This window comes from Imperialibacter roseus, from assembly GCF_032999765.1.
GTDB classification, from domain to species: Bacteria; Bacteroidota; Bacteroidia; order Cytophagales; family Cyclobacteriaceae; genus Imperialibacter; species Imperialibacter roseus.
Genome location: NZ_CP136051.1, coordinates 6,058,191 through 6,073,058 on the forward strand (window position 1 = coordinate 6,058,191; position 14,868 = coordinate 6,073,058).

Annotated in this window: 11 protein-coding genes; 6 read left to right on the forward strand and 5 right to left on the reverse strand. The window is 46.7% G+C overall.

All coding sequences use genetic code 11. From position 1 onward, the window contains the following. Nucleotides 1–20 precede the first annotated feature (20 nt). From RT717_RS25395 to RT717_RS25410, 4 genes are all read left to right on the forward strand, one after another. Nucleotides 21–1,688, forward strand: coding sequence for a hypothetical protein (locus RT717_RS25395; protein WP_317489138.1), 1,668 nt, complete (start codon nucleotides 21–23; stop codon nucleotides 1,686–1,688). Nucleotides 1,689–1,877: 189 nt separating this feature from the next. Continuing rightward, on the forward strand, nucleotides 1,878–2,738 hold the full coding sequence (rfbA, locus tag RT717_RS25400; protein ID WP_317489139.1) for a glucose-1-phosphate thymidylyltransferase RfbA: 861 nt from the start codon (nucleotides 1,878–1,880) through the stop codon (nucleotides 2,736–2,738). Then, a complete protein-coding gene (rfbC, locus tag RT717_RS25405) occupies nucleotides 2,735–3,292 on the forward strand; it encodes a dTDP-4-dehydrorhamnose 3,5-epimerase (protein ID WP_317489140.1) in 558 nt (185 codons plus the stop codon). Before rfbA ends, rfbC begins: the two co-directional genes overlap by 4 nt. 10 nt (nucleotides 3,293–3,302) lie before the next feature. Next, nucleotides 3,303–4,250: a UDP-glucuronic acid decarboxylase family protein gene (locus tag RT717_RS25410; RefSeq protein ID WP_317489141.1), complete on the forward strand. Its 948-nt coding sequence runs from the start codon at nucleotides 3,303–3,305 to the stop codon at nucleotides 4,248–4,250. A 37-nt stretch (nucleotides 4,251–4,287) separates the two neighbouring features. Here the strand turns inward: RT717_RS25410 and RT717_RS25415 are convergent, their stop codons facing one another. Together RT717_RS25415 and RT717_RS25420 are read right to left on the reverse strand one after the other, a co-directional pair. Further along, nucleotides 4,288–4,824 carry a hypothetical protein gene (locus tag RT717_RS25415; protein ID WP_317489142.1) on the reverse strand — a complete coding sequence of 179 codons (537 nt, stop codon included), beginning with the start codon at nucleotides 4,822–4,824 and terminating at the stop codon, nucleotides 4,288–4,290. A 70-nt stretch (nucleotides 4,825–4,894) separates the two neighbouring features. Beyond that, nucleotides 4,895–5,836 (reverse strand): MBL fold metallo-hydrolase, encoded by a 942-nt coding sequence (locus RT717_RS25420; protein WP_317489143.1) that lies wholly within the window; start codon nucleotides 5,834–5,836, stop codon nucleotides 4,895–4,897. Between the two features lie 18 nt (nucleotides 5,837–5,854). Between RT717_RS25420 and RT717_RS25425 the strand changes: the two genes are divergently transcribed. Continuing rightward, entirely contained in the window at nucleotides 5,855–6,346 is a 492-nt protein-coding gene (locus RT717_RS25425; protein ID WP_317489144.1) for a PaaI family thioesterase, read from the forward strand. On the opposite strand, the gene RT717_RS25430 is transcribed toward RT717_RS25425, so the two are convergent. From RT717_RS25430 to RT717_RS25440, 3 genes are all read right to left on the reverse strand, one after another. After that, nucleotides 6,347–7,816 (reverse strand): glutamate synthase subunit beta, encoded by a 1,470-nt coding sequence (locus RT717_RS25430; protein WP_317489145.1) that lies wholly within the window; start codon nucleotides 7,814–7,816, stop codon nucleotides 6,347–6,349. A 4-nt stretch (nucleotides 7,817–7,820) separates the two neighbouring features. Beyond that, nucleotides 7,821–12,335 carry a glutamate synthase large subunit gene (gene gltB, locus RT717_RS25435; RefSeq protein ID WP_317489146.1) on the reverse strand — a complete coding sequence of 1,505 codons (4,515 nt, stop codon included), beginning with the start codon at nucleotides 12,333–12,335 and terminating at the stop codon, nucleotides 7,821–7,823. A 446-nt stretch (nucleotides 12,336–12,781) separates the two neighbouring features. Beyond that, nucleotides 12,782–14,002 (reverse strand): PrnB family protein, encoded by a 1,221-nt coding sequence (locus tag RT717_RS25440; protein ID WP_317489147.1) that lies wholly within the window; start codon nucleotides 14,000–14,002, stop codon nucleotides 12,782–12,784. Nucleotides 14,003–14,390: 388 nt separating this feature from the next. On the opposite strand from RT717_RS25440, the gene RT717_RS25445 reads away from it, so the two are divergent. Further along, on the forward strand, nucleotides 14,391–14,822 hold the full coding sequence (locus RT717_RS25445) for a hypothetical protein (RefSeq protein WP_317489148.1): 432 nt from the start codon (nucleotides 14,391–14,393) through the stop codon (nucleotides 14,820–14,822). Nucleotides 14,823–14,868 lie beyond the last annotated feature (46 nt).

Sequence of the window (14,868 nt, forward strand, 5' to 3'; positions counted from 1 at the left end):
TTTTCATTATCTTCAATCATATGAAAAACCTACAATCCCACCTGCTTCTGCTGATAGCAGCTACTCTCCTTTTTTCCTGCTCGCAACCGTCAGTAAACAACCCGGTGCTTACCAGCGCCGACAGCCTTGCCTTGAAGCAGGCGGCTATCAACGGCCAACTGGTGAACGAGGGCCTCGAAAGGTGCCGAAAGTTTGTAACCGACTGGCTGGCCCATGCCGACTCCACCACGGGGCTTATCCCCCGCAACCTCTACGAAAGCACCGACATCTGGAATGCATGGGATGCCGCTGCCGACAACTACCCTTTTATGGTGTTAACGGCAGCCTTAACTGACGATTCGCTTTTTCGTGGCCGAATGCTCGACATGCTGCACGCCGAAACCCAGCTCACTTCCAGAATCGATCGCCTACCCGACACCTACTCGTTTTCCAAAAAAGGCTTTGACAAACCCGAGCCAGATTTGAACAGCATCATGTTTGGCTCGTCAGAATATATCAAAGATGGACTATTGCCACTTACGGAGTGGCTGGGAGCCAGCCCGTGGTCGGAGCGAATGGTCGGCATTCTCGACGATATGTGGAAATATGCGCCAGTGGAAACACCCTATGGGAATATTGTGTCCAACAATGTGGAAGTGAACGGGGAGATGCTGCAGGTGCTGTCACGGGTATACTGGATGACGGGCGATCAAAAGTATTTGGAATGGGCGATTCGGCTGGGTGACTACTACCTGCTTGACGAGCACCATCCGACCAGGAATTTTGAATCGCTCAGGTTGCGTGACCATGGCTGTGAAATCGTATCAGGTCTTTGCGAACTATACGCCACGGTGAATGCTGCCGATCCGGCAAAAAAGAAAGTCTACCAGCCCCACATGCACGAAATGCTTGACAGAATACTGGAAGTGGGGAGAAATGACGACGGACTTTTTTATAATTCTATCAATCCGCAAACTGGAGAAGTCTTGTCGGCGGGCACAGCGGATAACTTCGGGTATAATCTCAATGGTTTCTACACAGTTTATCAAATCGACTCTACGGACACCTACCGGGAGGCCACACTGAAAGCGCTTAATGCACTGAGCGGTAACTACCGAAATTTTGACTGGGAAACGGGCTCAGCTGATGGCTACGCCGACGCCATTGAAGGGGCGCTGAACCTTTACAACCGTGAGTCTGTAAGCAGCGTGCCCGGCTGGATGGATAGCGAAATGCAGGTGATGTGGTCGATGCAGGACTCCAGCCACAGGGCCAACACAGAGCAATGGCGCTCATCCGGGGTGATTGAAGGCTGGCATGGCGATGGCAACTTTGCCAGAACTACCATCATGTATTGCCTGTGGAAGACGCAGGGCATGACAGTGGCTCCCTGGCGAGCCGACATACAACCTGGGGTAGTAAGAATCGGAGAGGACTTGTTGATCAGTGTGTCTGTGGAGGCAGACTGGGAGGGCGTCGTTAAGTTTGATGTGACCAGGCACCAGGCTAATATGCACATGCCCTGGGACTGGCCCCGGATCAATCAGTTCCCGGAGTGGTTCACCGCCAACGAAAGTATGCAATACACATGGGCCAACTTACAAAATGCTGATGAAAAGACATTTTCTGGCAAGCAGCTAAGCGATGGTGTCAACGTTTCCTTGAAAAAAGGCGTCAATCAGTTCAGGTTGCAGCTAACCAGTAATTAACCATTAGCCCTGAAACCGTGGAGCGAGGCCTAAAAGGTATTGCGAAGTATTTTCTCAAAAACAATAAGCTTGAAGGTAAAGTATAGCAATGCGCACTATTTTTCATCAAAAGAATATAACAAAACAGCATCCCAGCGATTTTTTTAACAGGTATTGCTAATTTGCATGCCACAATGTCTTCAAGATAAAATGAAAGGTATCATTCTAGCTGGTGGATCTGGCACTCGTCTTCACCCACTTACGATCGCAGTCAGCAAGCAAATCTTGCCTGTATACGATAAACCAATGATCTACTACCCATTAAGCACGTTGATGCTTTCTGGGATCAGAGAAATACTCATCATATCCACTCCTCACGATCTTCCTTTATTTAAAAGCCTTCTGGGAGATGGCAAGAGCCTGGGGTGTGAGTTTTCGTATGCCGTTCAGGAAAAGCCGGAAGGCCTGGCCCAGGCCTTTATTATCGGGGAGTCATTTATCGGTAACGACAAGGTGGCGCTTGTGCTGGGGGATAATATTTTTTATGGATCGGGTATGGCCAAGCTGCTGCAAAGCAAGAGCGACCCGGACGGTGGTGTCATTTTCGCCTACCACGTAACAGACCCCGAACGTTATGGCGTAGTCGAATTTGATGAGAACCTCACGGCCTTGTCGATTGAAGAAAAGCCATTGAAACCTAAGTCGAACTTTGCGGTGCCGGGTCTTTATTTCTACGACAATAGTGTGGTAAAAATAGCCAAAGGGCTGAAGCCCAGCCCCAGAGGGGAGCTTGAGATCACTGATGTAAACAAAATATATCTATCGCAGGGGAAATTATCTGTCGGCATTCTCGATAGGGGTACCGCCTGGCTCGACACGGGCACCATCGTTTCATTGATGCAAGCCGGACAGTTTGTGCAGGTAATAGAAGAAAGACAGGGATTAAAAATTGGTTGTATAGAAGAAGTCGCTTACAAAATGAAATTCATTGGAAAAGAGCAGCTGGCAAAACTCGCCAATCCTTTAGTGAAGAGCGGCTATGGTGGCTATCTATTAAACCTTATTAAATGATTATCGAAGAAACCAGGTTTCCAGGCTTGTTTGTTATTCAGCCCAAAGTATTTGAGGATGAAAGAGGCTACTTTTTCGAGAGCTTCAGTGCAGCCAATTTCGAAAAAGCGACGGGCGTCAAAGCCGATTTTGTACAACACAATCAGTCGAAATCGTCGAAAGGAGTTCTGCGAGGACTCCACTTCCAAAGAGAACCTTATGCACAGGCTAAATTGGTTAGGGTACTCTCGGGAACTATACTAGATGTAGTAGTCGATTTGAGAGAAGGCTCTCCGACTTACCAGCAACACTTTAGCATCGAGATGAGCGCCGAGGACAAAAAGCAACTGTTCGTGCCCAGAGGTTTTGCCCACGGCTTCGTCATCCTTTCCGAAACTGCTGAGTTTTTCTACTGCGTCGACCGGCCATATGCACCAAACTTCGACGATGGCATACGATTCGACGATAGTTCACTAAACATCGATTGGAAGCTTGATAAATTGTCTCTGATTCTTTCGGAGAAAGACAAAGGGCTCGGCACACTTAATGATGCCGCAGGTAAGTTCAAATTTTAATTCAGCTAAAATGGCAAAGAAAAAGAAAGTATTGATTACTGGCGGAGCGGGATTCCTTGGTTCTCACTTGTGCGACAGGTTTCTAAAGGAAGGCTACGATGTAATTGCGATGGACAACCTCATCACCGGCTCTCTCGAAAACATAGAGCATCTTTTTAAAAGAGAAGACTTTGTATTCTATCATCACGATGTCTCGAAATTTGTTCATGTTCCGGGCGATTTGGACTATATTCTTCACTTTGCTTCACCAGCAAGCCCGATCGACTACCTTAAAATGCCTATCCAAACCCTTAAGGTAGGCTCACTTGGCACGCACAATTTGCTTGGCCTTGCCAAAGCAAAAAATGCCAGAATCCTGATAGCCTCCACTTCAGAAGTTTATGGCGACCCATTGGTGCACCCACAAACTGAAGACTACTGGGGCAATGTCAATCCTGTTGGGCCAAGAGGGGTTTACGATGAAGCGAAACGTTTCCAGGAAGCCATTACTATGGCTTACCACACGTTTCACGGTCTGGAGACACGCATCATAAGGATATTTAACACTTACGGTCCCCGCATGAGACTCGATGATGGCAGGGTGTTGCCAGCCTTCATTTCACAGGCATTAAGGGGTGAAGACCTCACCTGTTTTGGCGATGGCTCTCAAACCCGGTCTTTCTGCTATGTCGACGATCTGGTTGAGGGCATTTACAGACTGCTCTTAAGCGACTACCCGCACCCCGTGAATATCGGCAACCCCGACGAAATCACTATCAAGCAATTTGGCGAGGAGATTATCAAGCTAACCAATGCCAACCAAAAGCTTATTTTCAAGCCCTTGCCAACGGATGATCCGAAGCAACGGAAGCCAGACACAACCAAAGCCAGAGAAATCCTTGGGTGGGAGCCCAAATACTCCAGGGCCGAAGGGTTGAAACCAACATTAGAATACTTTAAGAACAAGGTGCTGAAATAGGCACTTTGTTCTTCATCACAAACTACTTCCACTAGGATCAGGAGCCAGGCTTTATCCAGTTGGATATCGTATACCTCAAAGCGGCCACGCTGTCGATGGGATTAAACTCCTTTTCCGAGATAAAGAAGAGCTCATGCTCCTTGTTGTTGCTAGCCCTGACGTATATCCGGTAGTTGTGTTGCTTCTGATTGTTGGAAAAAGCGGATACGTCGCCCTCGGAAACATCATAGTTTACTTCAATTGCCGTAATTTCTCTGAATGGATAAATATTCTTTCCCCCAAAAAGGGAACCTTTGAGTTCGAACGTTCCCTTTTTAAAGTCAAATACAAATCTCTTTCTTTGGATGTACTTGATCAGCGGAACTAAAAGAACACCAAAGCCCAAAAGAAAGAATATGGGAGAAAAAAGGCCCCCGATCAGCAGAAAAATACCGATAAAGATAAGCGCCAGGTTCGCATATTTGGAAAAGCTGGCTTTGCTTCTGAATACCTGGATCGTGTTTAAATCTTCATAGATATAACCGTGCCGGGCAACAAGCTTTTGAAGATCGAAGGGTAAACTAGTATTAGCCATAGAATGATTAAAAAATTGACTTTCACGCACTGAACTTTGTTAAAGATACAGTTTTTCGCCTTATTTTCTTCTAAGCTTGTTCAGCTGACTTTCTTTTAGTCCAATAGCGCATTAGTCCTGCCACGCTCATCCAGGCAGGATTGGCCGCTTCATATTGCTCGATTTGCCTGTCAGTCAGGCCCTGATGTCTCAACCCGTCTGCTACAAAGCCCTGGAACATTGGTGTCATGGACTCTGCGTCTGTTCCCTTTTCCATCTGGTTCTTGATCCAGAACGCCCACTCATCCAGCACCAATTCCAGGTCATCAAGATGTTTGTCAACATCTTTTATTACTCCAAAATGAGTAAGATAGAGCTGTGAAACCCCGGCGGCCTTTATTCTCTCAATGGAGTCTTTCCAGTTTTCAACGTTGATGTCGGGAGGCGGACAAGGAGGCACCACCGGCCCATTTTCAATTTTTACGCCTGCCACATCGCCGGAAAAGAGGATGTCATTTATTTGCCAGGCAATATGGTGAATAGCATGCCCGGGCGTATGCAACGCTTTGATCGCAACTCCACCTATTTCGATGGTTTGTTCGTCATTTACCGCCACTAGCTGGCTTTCGTTAATGCTGTGCATTTGCCCCCACAGATAATCCATTTTATCCTGATAGATGCGCCTTGCCGACTCCATCAGCTTCGAAGGGTCTGCCAAATGCTTCACTCCGAATGGATGAACATAGACGCTCGCACCCTTTTGGGCAAAATACCAGGCGGCTCCCGCATGGTCAAGATGAATGTGGGTCAGAAAAACATGTTTGACGTCCTCCGTCTCCACTCCATTTTCCTTCAGCCCTTTTTCCAATGACTGAATAGAAGAATGAGGCCCTGTTTCGATCAATACGGGGCCATCACTTGTTTTGATTAAGAATGACGAAATAGTTTTCTCGAGCCCAAGAAAGTGAAGGTCCAATATATTAACATCAAGCATAACAGCACCGGGGTTCAATGAAATTAATAACTTCGCCACTAAAATAACGATTGGAAAATGGAAAATCAGCAGCCTGAGTACTTTCAAGACTTTATGCCCGAGAATGTTTGCTTTGGATGTGGCATACACAATCCCCATGGGTTGCAAATAAAGAGTTACTGGGAGGGTGAGGAGGCGGTATGCAAATGGGTTTCGGAAGAAAAGTACCACGGCTGGCCCAACCTGTTGAATGGTGGAATTTTAGCTACCCTCATTGACTGTCACTGTATGGGATCAGCCATGGCGCATGCCTACAAATTGGAAGGAAGGCCGCTGGATTCTATGCCGGAATACAGATATGCCACCGGCACTTTGAACGTCCGCTACCTGAAGCCAACTCCCAACGACCAAACGATAGAGCTGAGAGCCCGGGTAAGCGAAGTGAAGAATAGAAAAACCGTGTTCTACTGCGAGGTGTTTGCCAATGGATTAAAAACAGCGGAGGCCGACGTTGTTGCCATACGGGTGTATGACAGCAGTCAGCCTCCTGCTGAAAATGCTTTCAAATAGTTATATAAGCTCTGAAATGTGCGAAGCGTCCTTTGCTTCCAGATCGCTGGCGCCCATCAGGTGAATGTCTATGGCTCTCGCAGCCTCTCGGCCTTCAGAAATTGCCCAAACAACAAGGGACTGGCCTCTGCGCAAGTCTCCGGCTGCAAAAACATTCTCTAAAGATGTTTTGTAATCAGTGGCCGCCACATTTCCCCTTTCGTCAAGGGTCACTTTCAGTTGGTCAACTAATCCTTCCTTCTCCGGGCCCACAAAGCCTACCGCCAGCAAAGCCAGTTCGCAGGGGATTATTCTTTCGGTGCCTTTGATCTCCACAAAACCGGCCCTTTCGCCCGGTTTCGCCGCCTTCCATTCGATATTCACACACTTCACACCTGCCAGGTTGCCGTCCTTATCACCCACAAATTCCTTGGTTAGCACAGCCCAGTCTCTCTCACAGCCCTCTTCATGCGACGACGACGTCCGCAATGTCATTGGCCACTCTGGCCAAGGGTTATCGATGGCTCTCGACTTTGGCGGCTGGGGAAGCAACTCAAGCTGAGTCACTGACTTGGCCCTGTGCCTGTTGGATGTTCCCACGCAGTCGGAACCCGTATCACCACCACCGATTACCATCACATTTTTGTCGGTGGCCATGATCCTCTTTTCGTCAATTTTTTCATCCGACACTTCCTTGTTTTGCTGTGTCAGGAATTCCATAGCAAAATGTACCCCTTTCAAGTCTCTTCCGGGAATCGGAATATCTCTTGGAATGGTGGAACCACCCGCCAGCAGAATACTGTCGTATTTTGACTGTAGCTCCTTGGCTGTGATATCAACCCCTACATTCACTCCACATTTAAACTCGATCCCCTCGGCCTTCATCACCTCCACACGGCGCTCCACAACCCACTTTTCGAGCTTAAAGTCAGGAATGCCATAGCGCAAAAGTCCGCCAGGCTGAGCCGCTCTTTCATACACGGTTACAGTATGGCCGGCCTTATTTAGCTGAGCCGCCGCTGCCAGGCCTGCTGGCCCTGAACCAACAATAGCAACAGTTTTGCCGGTTCTTGTCTTTGGCGGGTTAGGCTTTATCAGACCCAATTCGAACGCTTTCTCAGCAATTGACTTCTCGATATGCTCAATAGCCACTGCGGGCTTATTTATCCCCAACACGCACGACCCTTCGCAGGGGGCGGGGCATATCCGTCCGGTGAATTCAGGGAAGTTATTGGTGCTGCCAAGTATCTCGGCGGCCAGCTCCCAATCCTGCTGGTATACTGCATCGTTGAACTCTGGGATGTTATTCCCTAACGGACATCCGGTATGGCAAAAAGGTACACCGCAGCTCATACAACGAGCCGCCTGTTCCTCTGTCTTCTCATCAGCGAACTCGTCGTATATTTCTTTATACTCGTTGATGCGCTGCTTGGGGGGCTTTGCGTGTGGCAGCTCCCTATCGTATTCTAAAAAACCTGTTACTTTCCCCATGATCTTAAACTGCTTGACGGATTCTACGCTTATTGGCATTGGCCAAAACTTCCTTGTACTCTTTTGGCATCACTTTGATAAACTTACCAATATGCCTGTCCCACTCTGACAAAATCATTTCAGCCTTTTTGCTTCCGGTAAACTTCACATGATTTGTCACAAGTGTTTTAATTGTGGAAACGTCCTGATGATCTATTGAATCGAACAGCACCATTTCCATGTTGCACAACTGCTCAAATTCTTCTCCCGGAGAATAAACATAAGCAATACCTCCACTCATTCCGGCAGCAAAGTTCTTTCCTGTAGGGCCGAGTATTACAACTCTACCTCCAGTCATGTACTCACAGCCATGATCGCCCACTCCTTCCACAACGGCGTTAGCACCGGAATTTCTGACGGCAAACCGCTCGCCAGCCATACCATTGATATAAGCCTCTCCCGTAATGGCTCCGTAAAGGGCCACGTTGCCTATTATGATCTGCTGGTCGTGCACAAACTGCGTACGTCTGTCAGGAAAGACTATCAGCTGGCTGCCGGAAAGCCCTTTACCAAAATAGTCGTTGGCCTCCCCTTCAAGAACAAATTTCAGTCCTGATGCTCCAAAAGCGCCAAAGCTCTGCCCCGCCGATCCCCTGAAGTTAATTCTGATAGTGCCTTCTGGCAGCCCTTCTTCGTTGTATTTCTTCGAAATTTCATTCGAAATAAGCGCTCCTACTGACCGGTTGATATTCACTATCTTCAACTTACCTGAGGAAAACTGGCCGGTATCTAGTGAAGGCTGTGCAATTTTCAAAAGCTTCCAGTCGAGTGCCTCGTTTAGCTTATGCTTTTGTGCAATTGAGTTGTAAGCGGTTTCTCCCTGAGCGGGCTCGGCATATTTCAATACAGGGCTCAAATCAATTGTAGCGGCCTTCCAACCCGGCAGCTTGTCTTTCACCTGAAGCATGTCAGCACGGCCGACCATCTCGTTGATTGTTCTGAATCCTAACGAAGCCATTATCTCCCTCAGTTCTTCAGCCATGTATGTAAACAACGCAATCACTTCTTCAGGATTCCCTGTGAAAAGAGCCCTCAAGTCAGGGTTCTGAGTTGCCACGCCAACAGGACAGGTGTTCAGATGGCACTTTCTCATCATTATGCATCCCATCGTGATCAAAGCAGCCGTAGAAACGCCCCACTCCTCAGCACCCAGCATTGTAGCTATGGCTATATCTCTTCCTGTCCTCAGCTGCCCGTCGGTTTGTAATACTACTCTTGAGCGCAGCCTGTTTTTTACAAGGGTTTGATGTGCTTCGGCTAAACCAAGTTCCCAGGGCAAGCCTGCATGTCTGATCGAGCTTATTGGAGAAGCTCCGGTGCCCCCGTCATAACCAGATATAAGAATGGCGTCTGAAAATGCCTTTGCCACACCAGCTGCAACAGTTCCAACGCCTGCCTCTGAAACAAGCTTAACGTTAATTCTTGCTTCCCGATTGGCATTTTTAAGGTCGTGGATAAGCTGTGCTAAATCCTCAATTGAGTAAATATCGTGATGCGGGGGAGGCGAAATAAGACCAACACCCGGTGTAGAGTTTCTTACACGTCCAATCCATTCATCCACTTTGTGACCCGGCAGCTGACCACCCTCTCCTGGCTTTGCGCCTTGAGCTACTTTGATCTGAAGCTCGTCGGCATTGCTGAGGTAGTAAGACGACACACCAAACCTGCCAGAGGCCACCTGCTTGATTGCCGACCTCATGTAGTCTCCATTTGGCTTGCGCTCGTAGCGGATTGGATCTTCACCACCTTCTCCACTATTGCTCTTGCCACCAATCCGGTTCATAGCAATGGCCAATGTGGTGTGAGCTTCAAAAGAGATAGAGCCAAATGACATAGCCCCTGTGGCAAACCTTTTGAAGATTTCCTCCTTGGGCTCTACCTCTTCAATAGGAATAGCTTTGCCAGCCTTAAATTCTAGCAAACTTCTGAGTGTGATGGCTTTTTCTTCCTGTTTATTGATCTTCTCAGCGTACTTCTTATATAAGTCGTACGACTTGAGCTTGGTCGACTTCTGGAGCAGATGAATTGTGTCGGGATTGAACAAATGAACTTCTCCCCGGCGTTTCCATTGGTAGATGCCTCCTTCAGGAAGTCGCTTAGCTTGATTTGACTCAGTAAATGCCAGTTTATGCTTAGCCAGGGTTTCCCGGGCAATGCCGTCGAAACCAAGGCCCTCAATTCTGGATATGGTGCCGTAGAAGCATTTGTTTACCACAGCACTGGAAAGCCCAAGTATTTCGAAAATTTGAGCTCCCTGGTAAGACTGGAGGGTGGAAATACCCATTTTCGACATTACCTTCAAAATTCCATCACCTATGGCTTTGATGAACTTGGCATTTGCCTCCTGAAAGCTCAGGGGTTTATCAAGCTTTTCACTTTTTACCAACTCAGCAATAGTATCAAGCGCCATGTAAGGATAAATAGCGCTGGCGCCAAACCCCACCAGTGTTGCAAAATGATGAACTTCCAGGGCGTCGCCGCATTCTACAATCAGACTTGCCTTGGTGCGTATTTTGTTCTTCACAAGGTGATTCTGAACCGCTCCCAGGGCCAATAGCGACGGTATGGCGGCTCTGTTCTTGCTAAGGTTTCTATCACTCAGCACCAGAATATTGGAACCTTCAGCAATGGCCTTTTCGGCCTCTTTACAAATTTCGTTGATCCCTTCTTCAAGCCTCCCTGCCTTGCCGTCTGCGTTGAACAAGATATTTATAATCTTGTAGTTATAGTGCTTGTGATCCCACTGAAGGAGCTTTTCAAAGTTTGATTTGTCCAGAACGGGCTGCGAAATGTGTATCTGCCTGCAATGCTCGGGCGTTTCAGCCAAAATGTTCTTTGAGGTGCCCACCCTGGTAAACAGTGACATCACCAGCCGCTCCCTGATCGGGTCGATAGGTGGGTTACTTACCTGAGCAAACAATTGCTTAAAATAGAATGAAAGGTGCTGAGGTTGGTTAGACAAGACGGCAATGGGCGTATCGGTTCCCATAGAACCGAGTGGTTCTTTTCCATCTTCCACCATCGGTTTTAGGATAGTTCTTACGTCTTCGTTGGAGTACCCAAACGCCAACTGCCTCGTTTTCAATTGATCGTCCTCAAACGACGGATGTAACTCCTTAGGTTCTGGCAATAGCCTAAGCTTCGTTCTATTGCCTTTGATCCACTCGGAATAGGGCTGCTTATCAAAGATTTTCTGCTTGATCTCTTCATCAAACATTACCTTTTTTTGAACTAAGTCTACCATCACCATTTTGCCTGGTTGCAACCTTCCATTGGAAATAATCTTGGAAGGGTCGACAGGGTAAACACCCACTTCCGACGCCAAAATGATAAGGCCGTCGCTGGTTACCGTGTAGCGAGCTGGTCTTAGTCCGTTTCTATCGAGCGTAGCACCTATTCTCAAACCATCGGTAAAACAAACTGCTGCGGGGCCATCCCAGGGCTCCATCATCGACGCATGGAACTTATAGAACGCCTTTCTGTCCTCATCCATTAGAGGATTGTTTTGCCAGGCTTCAGGAATAAGCATCATCATAGCATGCTGTATGCTCCTTCCGGAAAGCACCAAAAGCTCCACCATGGCATCCAGGTTGGCTGAATCTGAATCAGCTGAATCACAAATGGGCAGCAACCAGCGCATCTCTTCTTTGGTAAACAACGAAGATTCCATCAGGGCTTGCTTCGACTTCATCTTATTCACATTCCCTCGTATGGTGTTGATTTCGCCATTGTGTGCAAGAAAACGAAAGGGCTGCGCCAACTTCCATTTGGGGAAAGTATTGGTAGAAAACCTGGAATGAATCATCGCAAAGGCGGAAGTCAGCCTTTTGTCCCTTAGGTCTGTGTAGTAAAACCGCAATTGGTCGGTACGCAGCTGCCCTTTGTAAACTACTTTAAAAGCAGAGCACGAGGCTATATAGAAATCGGGATGTGATTTGGCAATGAAGTGTGTGGCCTGGTTTTTAAAAACATATAATTTTCTTTCCAATACCATTGAGTCTTCCAAAGGCTCTTTGGGCACCAAAAAGTAGTGGTACATGTCGGGCTCTGTTTGCCGGGCCGACAGACCTATTTTGCTATTGTCGGTGGGTATCTTTCTGCGGAAAACGATATTAAATTCCCTTTCAGCAGCTATTTGCTTCAGTTGACTAATAGTGTCTTCTCTTCCCCTTTGGTCTTTCGGAAGAAAGAGCGTAACCACGCCATATTTACCCGGGGCCGGAAGTTTGACCCCCGAAGCCAGCGCCTCTGCTTCAAAAAACTCATAGGGTACCTGAAATTGAATACCAGCCCCATCTCCGGTCTCAGGCTCAGCGCCTGTAGCACCCCTGTGCTCCATGTTTTCAAGCATGGATATAGCGCCAGTAATAATCTCATTTGATTTATGGCCATTGTAGTTGGCAAGAAAGCCCATACCACAATTGTCGTGTTCGAGCTCCGGGCAGTACAAGCCCTCACGTTGTTTTTTCAATTCTTCCATACTTAGGATGTCTAAAAACGTTCAAGATGCATTTTGCAAAAAGCAAATGGCTGTGCCTTTTTGGAAAAAGGCTAATTATCATCTTGGGGTTAATGCGAAGCCGTTTTTATGAATTTATCAAAATGAGAGGCGAAGCAACCAATTTTGTTGTGAAATTCACAATTTAATTATCACGGTAATATGAAAATACGGAATTTCTTGAATGATTCGCAACAAACACGAAAAATTATTAAAAATCAGCAAGCTTCACTTTGCAATTAAACGATGCATTTGGGGCTCTTTTCGTGCTTTTTGAAAAATCGTTAAGAATGCAGCTCTTTTTATGAAAATACTCACAGTAGACGGAATTTTAACCTTAAAAATTCGTAATTGTGTAAATTTTCATTTTTGAGGGTAAAAAAGAGACCTAAAACTTTCTCATTTGCATTTTTTTAGAAAACTTTGGGTCATATTTGAAGCAGAAAAGAATTCTTCATGACATTTATGTAAGGATTTGCCATAAATAAATTAGGGTGTTGTTTAAGCGTGAAAAGGGTGATTAATTTAGTCACCTTTTTTTTTGTGTCGTCTCTCATCGATTTCAGAAACGATGACAACTCGGTTCCCCCAGTGCCAATTACCCCTTCTTCCGCCTTTGCCTGCGCAATTATATACTCGTGGGCTATTTTGAAATGCTCTGTCCTAAAGTCATGAATTGTTTCCACGGCCTTATCGTAAAAGAACTGTAGCGTCGATTCCGAACGACAATAGTCTTTAAGAGGTGATCCCTGTTTTAGCTTTCTCACAATTGTGGCATGTTGCGGGGGCATATAATTAAGCATCTCTTTCATGTATGCCGAAGACTTGGGCTCCGTATGCTCAATCCCCATTCCTGCGTCCAAAAACTGCAAGACAGCGCTTTGAGCAGCACTCCCGCCATGCCAGCTCTCTGTCACTGTTCTCCCTCCAAGGTCATACCTAACATCTTTGAAGGAGCTGAGGAAAGGCCTTATGCTGGAGTAAAAAACTGAAGGGTCGCACTTCTCTTTCATTCTCTTCAGCGTTGTAGTCATCATCCTCACTGCGTTCCTGACTACTTTCAGTTGCTGTAAAATGTTCTCAGAGTTTCTGGTGGTGGTGTACTCCAATGCGAGCGCAACGGCAGCAATGGCTTCAGCCGCCTGCGACTCAATCTCCACAGTGACCATATAAAACCACTTTTCATCGTCAGTTCTGGTGAATGTTACAAGAGGCTCAATATTACCCAACGACACCACCCCCATATTTCCTGTTCTTTTCCAATTGGCCAGCACAGCGGATGCATGCGACAGCACGGGCGGCCTTCCTAACCGAGTGGCGATGTATCGCCATGGAACGGAGATGTTTCTGGGGATCAGTGGCGAAGCATCGGCAGAGGTATGGACGATGGCACTTCCCAAAAAAGAAAGCACCAGCATGGCCCTTTCCATTTCGCCTTTGCTGCTTATTCTGCCTGGATCTTTGAATGGTAATTTGCCTGCCTCTTCGGCTACGCTGCCGTTTTCTATCCACTCGGGCAAATGGAGTGCTGCCTGGTCCCAGGGAGCAAAATAGGACGAAAGGCTTACTTCAGGAAACGGAGTCAACAAAAATCCGTAGTCAGGGTCGACGCCATGTTCAACCAAAAAAAATTTCCAGTCTGTTACCATTAGCTTAATTAAAATTCAATGATGGAAGGTGTAACTTTTCACAAGTTATCGGGTACCAAAGATATAGCCAACAATAGCAAGGGGGAATTGTGGAGGATTGGTGTAACGTCGAATGAAAAGGATTTTAACTTTTTTTAACACTATGCAACCAACAAATACTGATGTGCATCGTATATACAGCAACCAACAGAGAGTGCCCAACCGTAGATAATTCTCCAAAGGCAACGTGCACAAGGCATGTTTTTTTGAATGGGAGCTAAATAAAGTGAAGTATTGACGCAACCCCGAAGGAGAATAATCGTCTTTAGTGAAGATTTGTAAGAGGATCTGAATAGCATAATCAATCGGAAACTAATGTGTGACTATTAAACACTTAAATTTTCGTGCTATGAGAAACTCAGTAAAAAGGACACTGGTGGCTGGCGTTATGAGCCTGTCACTAATTGGAATGACAAATTCAGTTTGGGCAGCAGGCCCAAAAGAGAAAAATGAAAGCAGGACAGTGCTAAAGGCCAGGGAAATGGTTGAGGAGTCGGCCTACCATGATTGGAAAACACTGGCAAAAGCAGCTGAAAGGTGCATTGTGATAGACAAAAACCTGAAGGAAGCCTACGACTGGCTTTCAATGTCACTCGATCTTAATGAGTCGGTGTACAATCTGACAGTGTTGGGTGACTATTACCTGAAAAATGACCTTCCTGTAAAGGCAATGAACACCTACCTGAAAGCGTTAGGTAAGGGTAGAAGCGAAATAGAAGATTTCGACGGACGTGAATTAGAAAGTAAAGTATGGGTAGTGAGAAACATCATCTACCCTTAAAGATAACAAGTAGTAGAATCCTCTTACGGGAAAGCGCCGGGTAAAT